Below are 18240 nucleotides of genomic sequence, written 5' to 3' on the forward strand. Positions count from 1 at the left end.
GGGAACCCTGCATGCAACGCTTCATGATCGAACGCGACCTCCCCGGCGCGGGTGCGCTGCCCGATGCGGTCCTGCGGCTGATCGCGCGCAAGTCCCTCGCCGCACGCGAGACCTCGGTGCAATGGCTGTACAGCTACGTCACCGAAAACCGCTTCTACTGCATCTGCATCGCAGCCGACGAGGACGCCGTCCGCGAGCATGCACGACGCTGCGGCCTGCCGGTCGATCGCATCGCGCGCATCCGCTCGCTGATCGATCCCGCGAACGAAGGCCCGCGGCGTGTTGCCGATACGCTCGACGCGGCGGCGCGTGCAATGTGCTCGCCGCACTCCGCCATCGCAGCGTCCCGCGCCTGAGCAGCAGGAACGCGACAACGGTGGTCGCGCCGCCGAACAACAGCGCGATCGGCGGGTTCGACGGCATCACGCTCGAGGTCGCGCCTTCCGACGTGATCGTCCAGGACGATTCCCAACTTCGCAACGCGGCACGAACTCGTGCCGGTCGATCCCTGACCGACTCGTTCCACCGCCGGACGGCAGGATCCCGTGCCAACCAGCGTTGCTCGTGCTTGCCGGTACCGTAATCCGGCACGGGGAGTCCCACCATGACGTCGCAAACGCCTCTCTCGATGTCGGCATGCCTGCTGGTCGTACTGGCCATGGCGAGCGCGGAAGCGGCCGCAGTGCAGTTCCGCGTCGGCAGCGATGCCGCCTGCTCGCACACGACGCTGCAGGCCGCGGTCAATGCGCTGCCCGCCAGCGGCGCGCACGAGATCCGCATCGCCAACTCCGCCACGTACACCGCGCAAGCCGTCACCCTCAGCAGCCGCACCGTCACGATGGCCGGCGGCTACACGACCTGCGATGCCGCCGGCGGCGGAAACCGTGCCCTGCTCAGTGGTGCGGGCGGCAGCAGCAACAGCGTGCTGACGATCGGCGGCAGCGGCAACGACATCATCCTCGAGAACCTCAATCTCATCCGCGGCGACGAAGTCTCCTCCGGCAACGGCGGCGGCATCGATTTCCGCGGCAGCGGAACGCTGACGCTGCGCAATGTCGGCATCAGCCAGAACTACGCCGGCTACGGTGGCGGCATCCATTTCGCCGGCGAGAACGGCACGGCCGAGCTGCGCATCGAGGCCGGCACGACGATCCTGCTCAATACCGCGCAGTACTCCGGCGGCGGCGTGCGCCTCGAAGGCCGCGCGACGATGATAATGACCGCGACGAATTCGACGATCGCCGACAACGACGCGCTCGGCATCAACCCGGTCAACAACCAGCCGATGTACGGCACCGGCGGCGGCGTGATGGTGGTCGCACCCGCCGAGGCGTACATCGCGTCGTCCGGCATCGGCAATGGCACCATCGTCGGCAACCGGGCGCGCTACGGTGGCGGCATCGGTGTCGTCGGCAGCGACGGGGCCGACGATTACGCCCGTGTGTTCCTGTACTCGATCGAACCGACTCGCCCCGTGCGCGTGCACGGCAACCGCGCCAGCAATACGGGCGGCGGCATCTTCCTCGACGCCGTCTCTGTGCCTTTTGTCGGATCAACGGGAAGCGTACTCTGCTCCTTCGATGTCCGCATCGACGGCAATATCGCCCAGGACGGCAGCGCCCTCTATTCCGATTCCGATTTCGGCACGATCGACTCGTTTGGCAGCTGGGCATTCATCAATACGGAGGCTTCGCCTTACGGCTGCACTCGACCTGCCGGCAGCGTGCGCTGCGCCGCAGGCGTGGCCTGCAACACGATCGAGGGCAACCGCACCGAAGACAGTGCCGGCAACGCGACCGCCGGCGCAGCGATCCTGGTCCAGAACGACGGCATACTGACCGCAACGCGAGTCAGCGTCCTCAACAACGTCGGCGCTCATGCGTTGCGCGCGTTCGAAGCGAACATCGGACTCGGCACGGTATCCTTTGCCGGCAACACCGTATCGGGGCCATTGCTGCGCCTCGAGGACGAAAGCACCCTGCGCGTTGCCGATGCAACCCTCGCCGGCAATGCGATCACCGCCAGCCACGTGGTCTCGTTGAACGGCTCGCTCGACATGCGGCGATCCATCCTCTGGCAACCGGGCAAGACGTCGCTGACGCAGAGCGGCGGCAGCCGCACCCTCAGCCAGGTGTTCGCCAGTGAAGTCGCCAGCCTCGGCGCCGGCGCTACCGCGACGCCGCCGCGCCTCGTCGATCCGGACCGCGGCGATGTCCGCCTGCGCGCGGCATCGTTGGCCGTCGACTACCTCGAGGCGATTCCCGGCAACGATGTCGACGTCGAAAGCATGCCGCGCAACCGGCGCCTGGACATCGTCCCGCGCACACCGGGCTTCGTACGCGATCTCGGCGCCTACGAACGCCAGACCCTCGCACCGCTGCTCTACAACGGCGACTTCGACACCGACGGCAACCTGTGGACCTCGGTCACCCCGGGCGTCTCCACCTGGGACGGCACGCAGAACGCGGCAGGCGCCGCGGGCTCGGGTTCGATCAAGGCCACCCAGGACAACGCGACACCGGGGCAGCGCGTCACCGGACTGCACCAGTGCATCCATCTGCCCGGCCCCGGCACCTACGCGCTCAACGGGTATGGCCGTTCGGGCGCCGGCACCTCCATCACCCGCGACGCTGTCTACCTCGGCTGGGCGTTCCGCCGCACCGGCAGCGAGTCCTGTACCAGCGGCCCGGCAACCTCGTCGGGCAACCTCTTCCTCTCCAATGCGTCGAGCTGGCAGCGGGCGCCCAATCCCGCCCTGATCACCGTGTCCGCAGCGGACTGGACCACGACGAGTTCGATCGACATCACCCATGTCGTCGTCGAGAACGGCATCACCGTGCCCGCCACCACGGTCGGCTGGTTCGACGGCATCACCCTCGAATACGTCGATCCCAACGACACCCTCTTCCGCAACGGCTTCGACTGACGCCGCGGATCACCGGCACGTCACGACGATGAAGGTGTCCCGGATGCCGATGCCGGATCATCGATGTCCTGGATACCCGCCGGATGGCGTTGCTCGCGGGCAGGAGTCCGGGAGGCAGACAGGAGTCCGGGAGGCAGAGAACCACCGGATGGCGAAGTCCGCCGAGCGACGCACTCGTGGCCTTCACTGCCCGCACGTTTTCACGAGGAGAAACCCGATGTTCCGCATGTCAGCTTCGACGATCCGCGCTTTCGCCCTGTGTGCCGTGCTGGCCGCGCCCGCACCCGCGCTCGCCGCGGATGGCGTGGTCGGTCCGGCCAACTGCAACGAGGCCGGCTTCAGCAACGTGCTCGCGACGGTCATCGGCAGCGGCGGCGGTACCGTCACGTTCAACTGCGGCACGGCGACGATCCCGTTCACGTCGTACAAGCAGATCGGCGGCACGGTGATCATCGACGGCGGCGGAAGGATCACCTTCGATGGCCAGAACACCTCCGCGTTCTTCCAGGTCTTCTTCAACGGCAACGCGACCCTGCGCAGGCGGACGTTGCGCAGGGGCGTGTTCAGCTCCACGCATGCGCTCGAAAACTTCGGAACGCTGGCGCTGGATCGCGTGGAGGTGCGCGACAACAGCTCCTCGCGCGCGGTCGTGGCCAGCTCCGGTGCGCTGCAGGTGTTCTCGAGCACGTTCAGCGGCAACGCCAACACGGCAACCGACTTCAACGGCGACGGCGGCGCGATCGCCCACAGCGGCAGCTCGCTGTACATCGACGCCAGCACGTTCACGTCCAATCGCACCGGCCGGCACGGCGCCGCCGTGTACAGCAGCGGCGTGATCACGATCGAAAACTCGACGTTCACCGGAAACCAGGCCGGCGGCGGTGGCGGCGCGGTGTACCAGACCGGTTCGGGCAACAGCGTCATCGACTACGCGACGATCGCCAACAACACGGCCGTCTTCGGCGGCGGCATCTACAACGACGGCGCGGCGTCCTCGACGCTCAGGGTCGGCCGCTCGATCATGGCCGGCAACAACGGGGGCAACTGCGACGGCGTGCTGTCTTCGTCCGGCTACAACCTCTGGTTCGCGGGCACGAACTGCGCGCTTTCGGGAACGGGCGACGGCGCCGGCAACCCGCAACTCGGTGCATTGGCGTCGAATGGCGGCCCGACCCAGACCCTGCTGCCCGGCACGGGCAGCGCGGCGATCGACCGGATTCCGCCCGCGCAATGCATCCTGTCCGTAGACCAGCGTGGCGCCCGGCGGCCCGCCGGCAGCGGCTGCGACAGCGGCGCGGCCGAAGCCGGCGCGGTGATCGACCTGATTTTCCGGCACGGCTTCGAATAGGGACGCCACATCGGTCGCATCAGCGCAGCGACTCGAACGAAAGCATCCGGCTGGGCAACCTTCCGGAGGCTTCCGGGACGAGGCTTCCGGGAAGGCTTCCGGGACAGGCTTCCGGGACACCCACCTTCCCGACGAGACAGGCTTCCGGGACACCCACCTTCCCAACAGGGAAGCTTTCGGGACACCCGGGAAGCTTTCGAGACACGGAAGCTTTCGGGACACCCACGTTCCGGCCAGCGCTTCCGCCGTTCGATCCCGCTGACATCATGCTGGATCAGAGCTTCCAAGCAGAGCTTCCGGGACAGCCAGCATGCTCTGGCACAACATGGGTGTCCCGGATGGACAGGTGTCCCAGTTGGACGCGTCCCGGATGCACGCGATCGAGGTGTTCCATCGCCGGATGGCAGGATCCGGCACCGGACGGCGTTGCCCATGGCATTCCCACGAGGATCGACCATGCACGCATCCGCCGCCCCCCTCGCCTCGCTCGTCCTGCTGCTGGCCGGCACGCAGGCCATCGACGGCCACGCCGCCACGTACACCGTCGGAGTCGGCACCGGATGCTCGCATCCGAACGTGCAGGCTGCGGTCGACGCCGCCGCAGCGAACCCCGGGGCGGATCTCATACGGATCTCGCGCAGCGTCGCCCACACGGCGCAGGCGATCCGGATCTCGGACCAGGAGCTGACGCTCGAAGGCGGCTTCCCCGATTGCACGAGCGGCGCCTCCGGCGTGTGGACCGTGCTCGACGGTACCGGTGGCGAATCGACGAGCGTGGTGACGATCTCCGGCGACAGCGGTGCCGTCGCGATGCGGCGTCTGCGCATCATCGGTGGCGACGAGGTCGGCGACGGTGATGGTGGAGGTATCGATCTTTCCGCCATCGGCAGCCTGTTCCTCGAAGACGTCGAGATCAGCGGCAACCGGGCCCGCGATGGCGGTGGCATTCGGGTTACCACCAGCCAGAGCACGTCTTTGCGGCTCGGCGACAACGTCCGCATCTTCGACAATCGCGCCACGCGCTCGGGTGGCGGCATCAGCGTGGAATGGGGACGCCTTCGCATCGACGGCGACGGCGTTCTGATCGGCTACAACACGGCCGCGAGCCACGGCGGTGGCATCAATGTGGAGAGGACGACCAGCATCGACATCGGCTCGCCGGGATGGAACGGGCTCGGCGTGATCCACGGCAACTCCGCGCGTCATGGCGGCGGCATGTCGATCCGTGCCGGCGCACTCTCGGCTTACCCGGCGCTCGCGCGTCTCTATGCGACCAGCACCACGCGCCCCGTACGCATCAGTTCCAACGTCGCCTCGGGCACCGGCGGCGGGGTCTACCTCGATCCCTACATCGGCATCGACATGCGCAGCGCCTACGCGATCCTCTGTGCATCCGACGTACGCATCGACAGCAATCGCGCCGTCCAGGGCGCGGCGATCTACGCCGACACCGACTACAACGCCCTGGGTCACCTGCGCTCCAGCGCCGCCATGATCAACCCCGGCCACGCCAACGACTGCCTCGGCATCGCGCCGCGCCCCGCGCATGCCGTGCGCTGCACGGACTCGCCGGACTGCAACCGCATCGACGGCAACATCGCCGACGGCGACGACAATGCCGGCACCGGTGCGATCGTGCTCATCCAGAACGCGAGCCGCTTCCGCGCGAAGGACACGCACTGGTCCACCAACTCGGGCGGCCATCTGATCCGCGGGTTCGGCGAGTTCGACGGTCCCGGTGCCAACCGGGCGATCGTGAGCCTCGTGTCGTGCCTCGTCGAGGGCAACACGCTCTCGCGCGAGATGTTCCGCTTCGAGGATTCGCAACTCGATGCGAGGCTCGAGCGCTGCACGATCGCGGGCAACGCGTATGGCGAGGCCATGATGCGCTTCGCGCAATCCAAGGACATGCGCCTGGACCTGCTGCACTCGATCGTCTGGCAACCGGGCACGGTGCTGCGCTCCGGCAGCCCACCGGCGACGTCGGCCGTCGAGTGGAACGTGCTGCACACGAACACGACGCTCGGCAGCACCGCCTACACGCTCGTGGCCGACCCGCGCTTCATCGGCGACGGCGACTACGGCCTGCGCGCGGGCTCGCCTGCCGTCGACTATTCGCCCGCCGTGGGCGGCGACGATCTCGCCGGCAACCCGCGCTCGCGCGACCTGCCCATCAAGACGAATGTCTGGGGACCGACCGACGTCGGCGCATTCGAGCGGCAAGCCCTCGCGCCGCTCGTCGTGAACGCCGACTTCGATACGGGCCTCGGACAATGGAGCACCGTGACGCCCGGCGTCACGATCCGCGACGCGGCATTGAACGCCACGGGCGCGGCGGATTCGGGCTCGGCGAAGGTCACGCAGACCAACGTCGCCTACGGCCAGGCGATCCGCGGCGTGCAGCAATGCGTGCACCTGCCCGGCCCGGGCCTGTACGCGATCAACGGTTCGGGCCGTGGCACCGGCACCATCACGACGGGCGGCGACATCGCACAGCTGCACTGGGAGTTCCGTCGCACCGCGGGCGAGGCCTGCACGCAAGGCGCAGCCAACGCATCCGGCACGCTCACGCTGTCCAACAGCGGCTCGTGGAGTCGTCCCGCGAATCCCGCACTCCTCAACGTCACGGCCCAGGAGTGGACTGCCAGCAGCGCGATCCTCGTCACGCTGGTCGGCGTGGAGAGCGGCACGTCATCGAGTCCGCGCACACTGAACACGTGGTTCGACGGCATCAGCGTGACGCCGGCCGGCAGCGACAGGATCTTTGCGGACGGGTTCGAGTGAGGGTAGCTTCGGTCAGCATGTGGCGTCGCCGCCCGAGCCTTCGGACCAGCAAGCCTCGACGGCCACGCCCTACTCTTCGCCTGCCTCGGGTTCTTCAGGCCGCTCATTGCCGATATCCCAACTGACAATCGCGTTATCGCTCAGACGAACCGCGTACCAACCCACCAAGTTGCTGTGCACGAAAGTCGGCGGATTGGCTTTGGAAACACGAAGTGCGAAAACAGCGAAGCGCTTCGAGCGCACATGCGGTTCGCAGTAGTACCGGTCACCTTGCTCGAGGGTGCCGAAACCATGGGCCTCAGCCGCCTGGCGCAACAGAGGACACTCCTCCGAACTATCCTCGACAGCGGCTGCGGCTGCGAATGTCCCGACGCTGACGGAGATGGAGAAAAGGACGATCGTGCGGACCAAGCGCGACATTATCGGGACCGAGCACCAGAGTTCAGCCGAGTTGTAGCGATGATGAAACCAGGAGGCAAGCTCTACCTCCTGTCTAGCTCGAACGCCGGCGCAAAGTCGGCCGCTCCTCCCACCAAGATCATGGGTGTCCTGGATGCTGGCTGGCCGAGTTGTAGCGGTGATGAAACCAGGAGGCAAGCTCTACCTCCTGTCTAGCTCGAACGCCGGTGCGAAGTCGGTCGCCCCTTTCGCCAAGATAAGAGCATCCGGGACACCTAAGAGCATCCGTGACGAAGCATCCGGGACACCCACCTTTCCGTTCTTCCCTGACCCGCACAGTCGACCGACCATTTCCTACAGACGTGGCCGTGGCGACGCCCGACCATTCGAGCCATGACCACCGCTCGCCATCGACTCGTCACCGCCGACGAATCCGGCTTCTACCACTGCATCTCGCGCTGCGTGCGTCGGGCGTGGCTGTGCGGCACCGACGCACTGAGCGGCCGGTCGTTCGAGCACCGGCGTGACTGGGTCGAGCAACGGTTGCTCGAACTGGCGGACATCTTCGCGATGGGTCTCTACGCCTATGCCGTGATGAGCAACCACACCCATGTCGTGCTTCGGATCGCCCCGGGCGCAGCGCGCATGTGGTCCGATGAGTACGGAAAGTGGGTGTCCTAGATGCTGCAACTTGTGGTTCAATTCTTCGGGTTACGGCAAAACCGCCGGACAAAACGGAAGCGTGAGGGTGTCATGGGTGACGATGCTGAGTACCAAATGGAACAGGACCAACTCGAGACAAGCGAGCGAGATTCTCTGCGGCAAGCTCGGGTGGACGAAGATGCTCGCCGGAATCGCAAGTGGGAGCGGGCGGCTGAAGTAAAGGCAAAAGAGAGCGTTCCGGGCAAGCCCAAAGGCTCCTGAGTCTGGAAGCGAGGCCTAACTCATCATTCAAGCCGACGCCTACGGCACGGCTTAACTTTGTCGTTAGACCGCACTACACACAACCACTATGCATTGCTACTCACATCAAACCTCGTCTGCCGTCGGCCTATGTAAGACCTGTTTCAAGGCACTGTGCCATCAATGCGCCGTAGATGTTGGCAACGGACTAGCCTGCCGAGGCGAGTGCGAGCAGAAGGTGGCGGAGTTGAACCAGATGTGGGAAAGAAGCGCAAAGATCTATGGCATTGGTAGCCACAAGTCGAGAGTTCCATCTACTGGCGTTCTTTTATGGGGCCTGATGGCACTCGCCATGTGGGCGATCTCAGGGTTTACATACTTCAGTCGCGGTCAGACTGATGTCTTCTCAATCGTGATGGCGGTGTTTTTCACTGCTGCGCTCGGCCTAGCTATCTACAGCGCCAGACGAACGGGCCTCAAGTGCTAGGGCAGCAAAGTGCGAGCATCCCGGAGCATCCGGGAAGAGCATCCGGGACACCCACTTTTTAGCTGCTCCCTGACCCGCGCAGTCGACGATCTCCTACAGACGTAGCCGTTGCGACCTCCGACCATTGGAGCCATGACCTCGGCTCGCCATCGGCTCGTCGCGCCGGACGAATCCGGCTTCTATCACTGCATCTCGCGCTGCGTGCGTCGGGCGTGGCTGTGCGGCACCGACGCACTGAGCGGCCGGTCGTTCGAGCACCGGGCGTGACTGGGTCGAGCAACGGTTGCTCGAACTGGCGGACATCTTCGCGATGGGTCTCTACGCCTATGCCGTGATGAGCAACCACACCCATGTCGTGCTTCGGATCGCCCCGGGCGCAGCGCGCATGTGGTCCGATGAGGATGTCGCGGTGCGATGGGTCAGGCTGTTCCCGGCGACCATCGACGGCGTCATCGATCCGGTGCGTTGCCGCGAGAAGGAGGCGGCCCTGCTCGGCAACCACGAACGTCTGGCGGTCTGTCGCCAGCGCTTGGGCGATCTGTCGTGGTTCATGCGCTGCCTCAACGAGCCGATCGCGCGACGCGCGAACCGCGAGGACGGCTGCACTGGAAGGTTCTGGGAAGGTCGCTACACCTGCCAGGCGCTCCTCGACGAAGCCGCCGTGCTGGCGTGCATGAACTACGTCGACCTCAATCCGATACGCGCAGGCATTGCAGACGATCTGGGCAGCTCGGAACACACCGGGATCAAGCGACGCATCGACCAACTCTCGATCGTGCAGTCGGACGCATCGATCCCGCCGGTCGCAGGCATCACACCCGGCTTCGCGGTGCTCGCGATCACGACGACGGCCTACATCGAACTGGTCGATTGGACGGGACGCCGGACCCGTCACGACAAGCGCGGAAGCATCGCGGCCCATACCCCGCCAATCCTCAGGAAACTCGGCATGGGCGATGCCGCGTGGCAATCTCAGGTGCTCGGCATCGAGAACCGCTACGCGCGCGCGATCGGCTCAGCGCGAAGCCTCGCGGACAAGGCGGCCGCGATGGGGCAACGATGGCTCAAGGGCATCACCGCCGCGCGCCAGCTCGGCGACATCGCAGGCTGAAAACAGAAGCATCAGTCGCTCGGCACTAGTCTCGCCAGCCTCGGACGAAGCCCGAGCACCACGCCGCAACTCCTGCCGCACGCACTTCGCATCGACGCAAGGGCTGTTGCCGCCCGGCTCGCTCGACGACTGTCGTCGCGCCACGTTGTCCCGCTCAAATCGAGGGCATGGGTGTCCAAGATGCCGTCTTGGCGTCCCAGATGCCCCTGCCGCTGGAAAAGTGGGTGTCCCGGATGCTCGGTGCCGGTGCCCGGCTCACTCGACGAATGTCGTCGCGCCACGTTGTCCCGCTCAAATCGAGGGCATGGGTGTCCAAGATGCTGTCTTGGCGTCCCGGATGCCCCTGCTGCTGGAAAAGTGGGTGCCCCGGATGCCGCTCGCGGCCTTAATCCCGCCGGCGTCGCACGAAGCCCGAGCACCACGTTGCAACTCCTGCCGCGCGCACTTCGCCTCGACGCACGGGCTGTTGCCGCCCGGCCCGCTCAACGACTGTCGTCGCGCTACGTCGTCCCGTTCAACTCAAGGGCTTGGGTGTCCAAGATGCTGTCTTGGCGTCCCGGATGCACCCTGCTGCTGGAAAAGTGGGTGTCCCGGATGCCGCCGGATGCCGCGAAAAGTGGGTGTCCCGGATGCCATGAGTGGGTGTCCCGGATGCTGCCCTGGAAAAGTGGGTGTCCCAGATGCCAGCGTCTGCTGCTGGAAAAGTGGGTGTCCCGGATGCCCCCGGATGCCCGCCGTCCCACGTCGCCGCGTTCAAGTCGTGGGTGTCCCAGATGCCTGTCCGGAGCGAACCGGGCTGTCTCGCAAGCCCATGAATCTGGCGGGCTATCGGGTTGACGGCACGGGTCAGGTGCATCGATGATGCGGCACAGCCCGCACGTCAGCGGGATAAATGTAGTTTGCTGTAACGGGGAAGTGTATGGCGATCCTTTCAGAAGCGTCACTCGATTTCGCCAAGGCTCACATCGAGAAGTACTACGACTCTGACTTTTTTCCAAAAGCGTTCGAGTTCGAGGCTCTCTGGCATAACTGGCCCCAAGTCAAACAGGAACTGCAAAGCAAGAACATCTCAAAGTTCTTGATTTCCAACCCGTACAACTCAACGATACAAAAGGCACGGGGCGGATATCGCGTAGTTCACCAACTGGAACCGATGGAGGCCGTTGCGTACACAGCCATGGCTTATGAAGTTGGCGGATCAATTGAAGCGAAGCGCGCGCCGGTCGCGGATCGAATAGCGTGCTCGTATCGGATCAATATCGCCGACGGGAGCTTCTTTGACGGCGGCTCCGGTTGGGGGGACTTCAAAGAGAAGAGCCAAGAGCTCGCTGATGAGAATAATTTTGTAGCGATAACAGATATTTCTGATTTTTACAACCAGATCTATCTGCATCGCCTTCAGAATGCTATAGAAGCTGCTAACGCGGCGCACAAATCACTGGCATCAGATATTGAGGACTTTCTTCTAGCGCTCAATAACAAAGCGTCGCAAGGGGTGCCCGTTGGGCCCGCAGCCAGTATCCTGATGGCTGAAGCAGTCATGATCGACATCGACGCGTTTATCTTCCAGTGCGGGGTCGCGCATACGCGATACGTAGATGACATCCGAATGTTCAGCAATTCGGAGGCTAAGCTCGCTGAAGCACTCGAAAAGCTGACGCTATACCTGTACGAGAATCACCGACTGACGCTTGCTACTGACAAGACCAAGCTAATGCCAGCGAATGAGTTTGTGGAAAATCACCTTCAAAACCCGTACTTGGATGACAAGAACGAGTTGATGGAAGAGCTCGACAGTATCAGTCCTTATGGCGGCGACGATGGCGATGAAGATGAAGATCTCGACGAAGAAGACGTTGGCGAGAAACTTGTAAGTGCTTTGGAGAAAGTCCTTGAATTCGATTACGTAGACCTAGGACTGGCCAGAAGCATTATTCGGACAGCGCGGCGAAACAAAGTCCTGAACCTGGTTCCCGCCTTGCTTGACAACTTCGCCTATTTCGCCGCGGTCACTCCTGATCTTTTCCTGTATCTCGAGGAAGTCATGGATGCATCCACATCACCCGTAATCAAGGCAGGCCTTGAGGCAATCTGCGATCTTCAAGAGTCAAACTGTGCGCTGGTGCGTCTTTGGCTTGAGCACTTTATTTCCTCGCACACAAGCCTTCTTGCGAGCCAGAAACTGAAAGGCTTCGTTATGAGCGGGCCAAACATCGAGAACAAAGCCCGCGCAGCAATCACGCTGGGCGACATAGCGTGGGTCCGGACCCACAAAGCTCAGATATACAACGTGGGAGCGCGTGCTCGCCGTTCGATCATTAATGCAGCCCGCGTATTGCCGAGTGATGAGCGTAATCCGTGGCTCAGCCTAGTCGCTCAGAATGCGGCTCTGCCCTTGGAAAAATGGTTGGCCGGCTGGGTAAGGGCAACAGCGTGACAGCTATTCGTTAAAGCCGACGCCGCTTCTCGGCTCGGCTTAACTCAGGTGTTAGCGCTACAAAGGGGATTTCATGGCGCGCAATGGAACCTACTATCTTGGTCGGGTACTAAAGCTCGGCTCGCTCACACAAACTAAGCTGATGCAGGCGCTCGCCTCACCGAGGCCAATCCAATTGCGCGGCGGCAACTGGGCGCTAGTAAATGTGCATTTTGAGCCGGAATCTCAGTTTGTATTTGGTCGTCTGGCAAGATATCTGCCGGAGGGAAGAGTTGACGTTGTAGACCCGCAAACTCTATCCACAGAATCACAGATCGAGCCAAATCTTCTGGTCGCCTCTGTTCCCTTTGTGTATATACCCGCTCACTCTGGAATCGCATTCTTAGCCAGCTCGTCTAATATTGACCATCTGACCTTCATTAGAAGGTTCTGCTCAATCATTGAGGGTTCGCTGGACAACTTTTTTGTCGAGTGCCAAATCCAGGTTATAACTGACCTTCGAGCTTTCGCCATTCGCGTTTCGGCTTTGGACGCAATCTACAAAATTCAAAGCCGCGTCTCACCTCCCAATCCGCTGTTCGGCCCCCTATGGGAGAGCCTCAAGAACTACCTTATTCAACGAAACGCCGACCGATTGAACCTCACCGAAAATGCAGGCCCAGGAGAAGTGCTTCATTCTGTGCTCCCGAAACTCGCCTCTAGCCTTACCGAAACTGCTCAATACTCAGAGTCAGAACTATCTTCGCCTATCCCTGTAGGAGACGCAGCTATTCTCATGGCTGTAGACGGCTATGGAACGGGCGTAATTCGCGGTCGCATTGACAAAGACACCGTCGTTATCAAAACCTCTGAAACGATCGCAAATTTCAGCTTCGACAGAGATCCATTACCAGAAGAGCTATACGGGGCTGCGAACGAACAATTCGAGAAGATAAAAATCGACCGCTACATGGAGCACGGATGATGACCGCCAGAAATATTATTTTGGCCATAGTTACGGCTCCGGAACTACTCATTTTACTTGTACTTCTGGCACTTTTAACTTACTACCCCCAACCTTTTGCACTCATTGGCGAGAAGCTCACAAGCGACTCGGAAAACTGGAAATACATCACGGCCCTACCGAGCGCTCTGTTCGTTTGGTGTGTGAAGCTTTTCAGCGACATCCGCAGCCCGTCTGACAAACAAGAGAACAAGCTTCTCTACGACTGGCCACTCTACAAGTTGCTAGTCGCTAGGTTGTATTTGGCATTGATCTTTTCTGGCATTTCAGCAGCAACGGCTATCTCGCTGTGGCTCCTCGGAAAGAACCTAGAGCACAGCACAATCGGCGCACTATTCGTCGGCTCTATAGCAGTTGCTCTAGTCGTTTCGGCAACCCTTACATTCGCCCGTTCGCGCTTGAAGGAGCTGCTCACGATGCATGGTCAGTAGCGCTTACAATTCATTCAAGCCGACGCCGCCTCGCGGCGCGGCTTAGTTCAGGCGTTCGTCGCCTTGGAAGAGGGGCGATACCCTCTGGGCGCCATCGCTTCAGCGTCTTCGACGATTGCACTCCACGACGTCATCAGCCACCACCAAAAAATGACTAGACCCGTAAATCCTGAACTTCGCGCTATGGACTACCCTCCGCACAGCGTTTTCGTTGGTCACGAGCGGATCGGAGCCGCCCTGATGACGACAGTGGCGGAGTGGGCTCGCTTCGACGCTTACGTCATTGGAATACTAGCTACGATGCTAAAAACTGGCAGATCAGCAGCGATGGCTATGTTTGCAGCGGCAAATAACCAACGCGCGCAAAAAGAAATGGTCGTAGCTGCTGCGAAGACGATTCTCGATCAGGATGACTTCGAGCTTCTCGAACTGATATTTCGGAAGGTCGCGCCACTAAGGAAACAGCGAAATCAAATTGCACATTCGATTTGGCTTTCGCATCCCTCGTTACCGAGGGAGTTGATATGCGCTGATCCAGTCGCCCTTGGAGCGTATCAAGGGCATCATGCGGACACCTTCAGTAAACCAGGGGGAGGAAAAGATCTAACTGTCACGGGGCTGGAGCAGGCACGAATCTGGGACGAGCTAGACGCACTTTTGGCCGCGGAGCATGCAATCCACGCTGTCGTCGGTGTACAACGGTTCTGTAATTACTTGATGCTCGGACGCAATGACTGGGTGGAGGTCGATTCAAAGTCCCCGAGGCGGTTGAATTTCCGAGCAGAGGTCAAGGACTGGATCGATCTTAAGATCCCAACCAAGTCAGACCTTAGGCAACGGCTGCAGAACCAGAAGAAGGGTGTAGGTCCGACGTCTACGTCGGCCGGCGCCGAACCATACCCTGCACCCGACGTCCCTGCCTCCGCGGCTTCGCCGCTGCGGCAGGGCCACGAATGAGCTTGGGCCTTAGACCTGTGGAAAAGCATCTCGCCGATCTGGTTCAAAAGTGTGCCCGAGAAGATCGCGTCGGAAGTGAGGACATAGATCAACTTTGTGCCCTGTCGGGTTTTGGTCGTGTGCAAATCTACGACATGACTGCCTCTTACATTGCCGAGGAGTTCATATCTGGCCGCATCAGCTTTTTTGATGCGGACGCTGTAGCCAACTTTATATGGAGCGAATCTTCATTTGGCCTCACTGGTTTTTCCAAAGATGTGTTCCTTGCATTCGATGACGGGGAGTACCTGGCCACCTCCGACCCGGCTGATGCAGACCCGGTGGCAAAATACACTCGCCCCCAAATAATGGATCTTCTGGCTAAAAGGCCACAGGTATAACATTTTATTCAAGCCGACATCGCTTACCGGTACGATTTAATTGAGGCGTTATATGTCTCGTACGTGAACTCGCCACGTGTCGAATTCACTATCGAGCATGGCGTGCTTGGGCTGACGTGGAGATCGTAGAGTTCTAGCGATCCATCCGAGCCCGGGCCTGACGCGCTCCGCATGGATCAGACCTCACCACGCCGGATGTTCGCCGCTCCCACAATAGCGCTTGGATCGCCGGCTCCACGTCGATTGTGTGAGCGCCCCCCCCCTACAACCACTTCGCCCTCCTCAACAACCAGAACAACCCGCCACAAATACCGAGCGTCAGCGCAATCATCCCCGGGTAACCCCAGGGCTTGTCGAGCTCGGGCATGTGGTGGAAGTTCATGCCGTACCAGCTCGTCATGAGGGTCGGGGCGGCGAGCAGCGCGGCCCAGCCGGCGAGGCGCTTGACGACTTCGCCTTGTGCGACCGTCACGAGCGAGAGGTTCACGCTGAGCGCGGCGGTGAGCATCTCGCGCATGGTGTCGGTGGATTCGTTGATGCGCGCGGCGTGGTCGTAGACGTCGCGGAAGTACGGGCGTACCTCGTCGCGGATCAGGCCCGGGTAGAGGCGGGTGAGCTGGTTGAGGATGTCCTGCAGCGGGCCGATGGCGAGGCGCAGCGTGACGAGTTCCTTCTTGAGCGTGTAGAGGCGGCGGATCGTCTCGCGCTTGAAGGTGTCCTCGAAGATGTCCTCCTCGAGCTCCTGCAGGTCCTCGCGGAAGCTGCGCACGATCGGCATGAAGTTGTCGACGATGAAATCGAGCACCGCGTAAAGGCCGTAGCTCGGCCCCTTCATGAGCATGTCGGGGGTCTGCTCGCAGCTGCGGCGCGCGGGCGCGTACGACAGCGACGCGCCGTGGCGCACGGTGACGAGGTAGCGCTTGCCGACGAAGATGTGGGTCTCGCCGAACTCGATCGCGCCGGTGACGACCTGCGCGGTCTGCGCGACGATGAACAGCGAATCGCCGTAGGCCTCGATCTTGGGGCGTTGGTGCGCCTTGTGCGCATCCTCGATGGCGAGATCGTGCAGGCCGAATTCCTCCTGCAGCTTCTCGAGCAGCGCCTCGTCGGGTTCGAGCAGGCCGACCCACACGAAGGTGTCGGGTTGCGCGAGCACATCGCTGATCGCGTCGATCGTGATGTCGCCGAGGCGCTGGCCGCCGGCCGAATAGGCCACGCAGTTGACGACGCCGGGTGGGTGGTTCGCCTCGGCTGCGGAGGCGACGGTCGGGATGTTCACGGTCATGGCGCGGCATCATGCGCGCCGCCTTCGTGATGGGCAATGCGCAGCGCGGCGCGTGTTCAGTCCGCGGGCAGTGGCTGCCCCGGCCGCCAGCCCGACGAGGCGAGCGTCGCGAGCAGGGCACCGAGCGCGCGTTTGGCCTGGGTGCCGTGGGTAGGCAGCACGACGACATCGCCCTCGCCTGCCCATGCGAGCAGCTTCCGTGCGGCGGGGATTTCGTCGGCTGCGTCGTCGAGCGCATTGGACTGGATGCCGTCGTCGAGCAGCGTCGTGCGCAGCAGCGCCGGGATCACGCCGGGCGCGCGACCGCGCAGCATCGACGGGATCTCCTTGAGCACGATGCGCGCAGGTTTCGCGGCTGCGGCGACGTGCGCGAGCTCGCGCAGGTCGTCGTCGCCGCGGTTGCCGGCCTGGCCGAGCACGAGGCCAAGGCGTCCCTGCGCCGCGCGCAGGTCGGTGGCGACCTCGAGCAGGCCGCGCAGGCCGTCGGGGTTGTGCGCGTAGTCGACGATCACGTGCAGGTCGCCGAAGGTCCAGTGCTGCAGGCGCCCCGGGTTGTCGTCGGGCGCGAGGCCGAAGCGTGCGAGTACGCCTTCGATCGTCGCGGGCGCGATGCCGAGGTGCACGGCGGCGAGCGCGGCGGCGGCCATGTTGGCGACGTTGTACTGCGCACGGCCGCCCAGCGAGAGCGGCAGCGCGTCGACGGCGCCGAGATCGTGGTCGAGGCCGGCGTGATGCAGCACCAAGTGGCCTTCGCGCACGGCGCAGGTCGTGCCACCCGCGGCGCGATGCGCCTGCAGCAGCGGCGCGTCGTGGTCGCTGCCGAACCACGCGAGCGGGCATGCGAACGCGGGCGCGCGCGCGACGAGCAGCGGCGCATCGGCGTTGAGCACGAGCGTGCCGCGCGTACCGAGCGGGCGCGCGACCGCGAGTTTGGCATCGGCGAGGTCGCCGAGGTCGTACACGCCGTACTCGCCGAAATGGTCGTCGCTGACGTTGGTGACGACGGCGACGTCGGCACGCGGCGGCGCGATGCCGCGACGCAGGATGCCGCCGCGCGCGGTCTCGAGGATCGCCGCCTCGACGCTCGCATCGCGCAGCACGGTGCGGGCACCGACCGGACCGGAGTAGTCGCCGCCGTCGAGCAGGCGTCCGCCGACGTAGAGCCCGTCGGTGCAGCTGTGCGCGGTGTTCCAACCGTGCGCGCGCGCCATCGCGGCGAGCAGGCGCACGGTCGTGGTCTTGCCGTTCGAACCCGTGACGAGCGCGAGCGGGATGTCGTGGATCGCCGGCCAGTCGACCGCATCGACGGCCGGCAGCGCGGCGACCGGCCAGGCCTGCACGCCGGTGCCCGCGCCGAGCGAGAACGTGGCGTCGTCGACGAGCGCGAGGCGACCGTGCGCATGCGCGGCGTCGACGAGCGCAGCGAGCGGCGCGTTGCGTTCGCCGCGTGCGTGCGCGTGCAAGGTATGGCGGGCCGAGGTCTCGTCCCAGAACGGTGCGTGGCCCGGCGCGAAGAAGCGCGCGTCGACGGCCGGCTCGTCAGCGCGCGAGACCAGCCACGCGTACTCGTTGACCTCGGTCGCCGAGAACAGCTGGTCGACCGGTGCGGCGAACGCGAGCGTGGCACCGCCCGGATGCGCACGCGCGACGATCGACGCCTCGGGCCAGCCGAGTTCGGTGCGCGACTGCACGACGCGCGCGCGCCACGCCGCGAGCGTCGCCGCGTCGGGCGGCGTACCCACGGTGTCGAGCACCGCGCCGGGGTCGGCGAAGTACAGGTTGGCTCCGG

The 18240-nt window shown here is 63.4% G+C and carries 15 protein-coding genes; 12 read left to right on the plus strand and 3 right to left on the minus strand.

Annotation, left to right across the window (positions count from 1 at the left end):
- Positions 1–11 precede the first annotated feature (11 nt).
- From ACQQ2N_RS18985 to ACQQ2N_RS19000, 4 genes are all read left to right on the plus strand, one after another.
- On the plus strand, positions 12–356 hold the full coding sequence (locus tag ACQQ2N_RS18985) for a DUF4242 domain-containing protein (RefSeq protein ID WP_440223141.1): 345 nt from the start codon (positions 12–14) through the stop codon (positions 354–356).
- A 248-nt stretch (positions 357–604) separates the two neighbouring features.
- Positions 605–2926, plus strand: coding sequence for a hypothetical protein (locus ACQQ2N_RS18990; RefSeq protein ID WP_440223142.1), 2322 nt, complete (start codon positions 605–607; stop codon positions 2924–2926).
- Between the two features lie 226 nt (positions 2927–3152).
- Positions 3153–4274 carry a choice-of-anchor Q domain-containing protein gene (locus ACQQ2N_RS18995; protein WP_440223143.1) on the plus strand — a complete coding sequence of 374 codons (1122 nt, stop codon included), beginning with the start codon at positions 3153–3155 and terminating at the stop codon, positions 4272–4274.
- A 456-nt stretch (positions 4275–4730) separates the two neighbouring features.
- Complete coding sequence (locus ACQQ2N_RS19000; RefSeq protein ID WP_440223144.1) at positions 4731–7058, plus strand: hypothetical protein; 2328 nt, start codon at positions 4731–4733, stop codon at positions 7056–7058.
- A gap of 69 nt (positions 7059–7127) precedes the next feature.
- On the opposite strand, the gene ACQQ2N_RS19005 is transcribed toward ACQQ2N_RS19000, so the two are convergent.
- Positions 7128–7469: a hypothetical protein gene (locus ACQQ2N_RS19005; protein ID WP_440223145.1), complete on the minus strand. Its 342-nt coding sequence runs from the start codon at positions 7467–7469 to the stop codon at positions 7128–7130.
- Between the two features lie 381 nt (positions 7470–7850).
- On the opposite strand from ACQQ2N_RS19005, the gene ACQQ2N_RS19010 reads away from it, so the two are divergent.
- From ACQQ2N_RS19010 to ACQQ2N_RS19045, 8 genes are all read left to right on the plus strand, one after another.
- Positions 7851–8138, plus strand: a complete 288-nt coding sequence (locus tag ACQQ2N_RS19010) for a hypothetical protein (protein ID WP_440223146.1) — start codon at positions 7851–7853, stop codon at positions 8136–8138.
- Positions 8139–8979: 841 nt separating this feature from the next.
- Positions 8980–9114, plus strand: a complete 135-nt coding sequence (locus tag ACQQ2N_RS19015; protein WP_440223147.1) for a hypothetical protein — start codon at positions 8980–8982, stop codon at positions 9112–9114.
- Positions 9115–9130: 16 nt separating this feature from the next.
- Complete coding sequence (locus tag ACQQ2N_RS19020; protein ID WP_440223148.1) at positions 9131–9958, plus strand: hypothetical protein; 828 nt, start codon at positions 9131–9133, stop codon at positions 9956–9958.
- A 919-nt stretch (positions 9959–10877) separates the two neighbouring features.
- Entirely contained in the window at positions 10878–12395 is a 1518-nt protein-coding gene (locus ACQQ2N_RS19025) for an RNA-directed DNA polymerase (protein WP_440223149.1), read from the plus strand.
- Positions 12396–12468: 73 nt separating this feature from the next.
- Positions 12469–13359, plus strand: coding sequence for a hypothetical protein (locus tag ACQQ2N_RS19030; protein ID WP_440223150.1), 891 nt, complete (start codon positions 12469–12471; stop codon positions 13357–13359).
- Entirely contained in the window at positions 13356–13829 is a 474-nt protein-coding gene (locus ACQQ2N_RS19035; RefSeq protein ID WP_440223151.1) for a hypothetical protein, read from the plus strand. Before ACQQ2N_RS19030 ends, ACQQ2N_RS19035 begins: the two co-directional genes overlap by 4 nt.
- A 240-nt stretch (positions 13830–14069) precedes the next feature.
- Complete coding sequence (locus ACQQ2N_RS19040) at positions 14070–14786, plus strand: hypothetical protein (protein WP_440223152.1); 717 nt, start codon at positions 14070–14072, stop codon at positions 14784–14786.
- A complete protein-coding gene (locus tag ACQQ2N_RS19045) occupies positions 14783–15166 on the plus strand; it encodes a hypothetical protein (RefSeq protein ID WP_440223153.1) in 384 nt (127 codons plus the stop codon). The genes ACQQ2N_RS19040 and ACQQ2N_RS19045 overlap by 4 nt, the downstream gene beginning before the upstream one ends.
- Before the next feature lie 262 nt (positions 15167–15428).
- Here the strand turns inward: ACQQ2N_RS19045 and ACQQ2N_RS19050 are convergent, their stop codons facing one another.
- Together ACQQ2N_RS19050 and ACQQ2N_RS19055 are read right to left on the minus strand one after the other, a co-directional pair.
- On the minus strand, positions 15429–16451 hold the full coding sequence (locus ACQQ2N_RS19050; RefSeq protein ID WP_440223154.1) for a magnesium and cobalt transport protein CorA: 1023 nt from the start codon (positions 16449–16451) through the stop codon (positions 15429–15431).
- 56 nt (positions 16452–16507) lie between these two features.
- Positions 16508–18205, minus strand: coding sequence for a Mur ligase family protein (locus tag ACQQ2N_RS19055; RefSeq protein ID WP_440223155.1), 1698 nt, complete (start codon positions 18203–18205; stop codon positions 16508–16510).
- Positions 18206–18240: the final 35 nt, after the last annotated feature.

The organism is Dokdonella aquatica (assembly GCF_051987395.1).
GTDB lineage: Bacteria > Pseudomonadota > Gammaproteobacteria > Xanthomonadales > Rhodanobacteraceae > Dokdonella.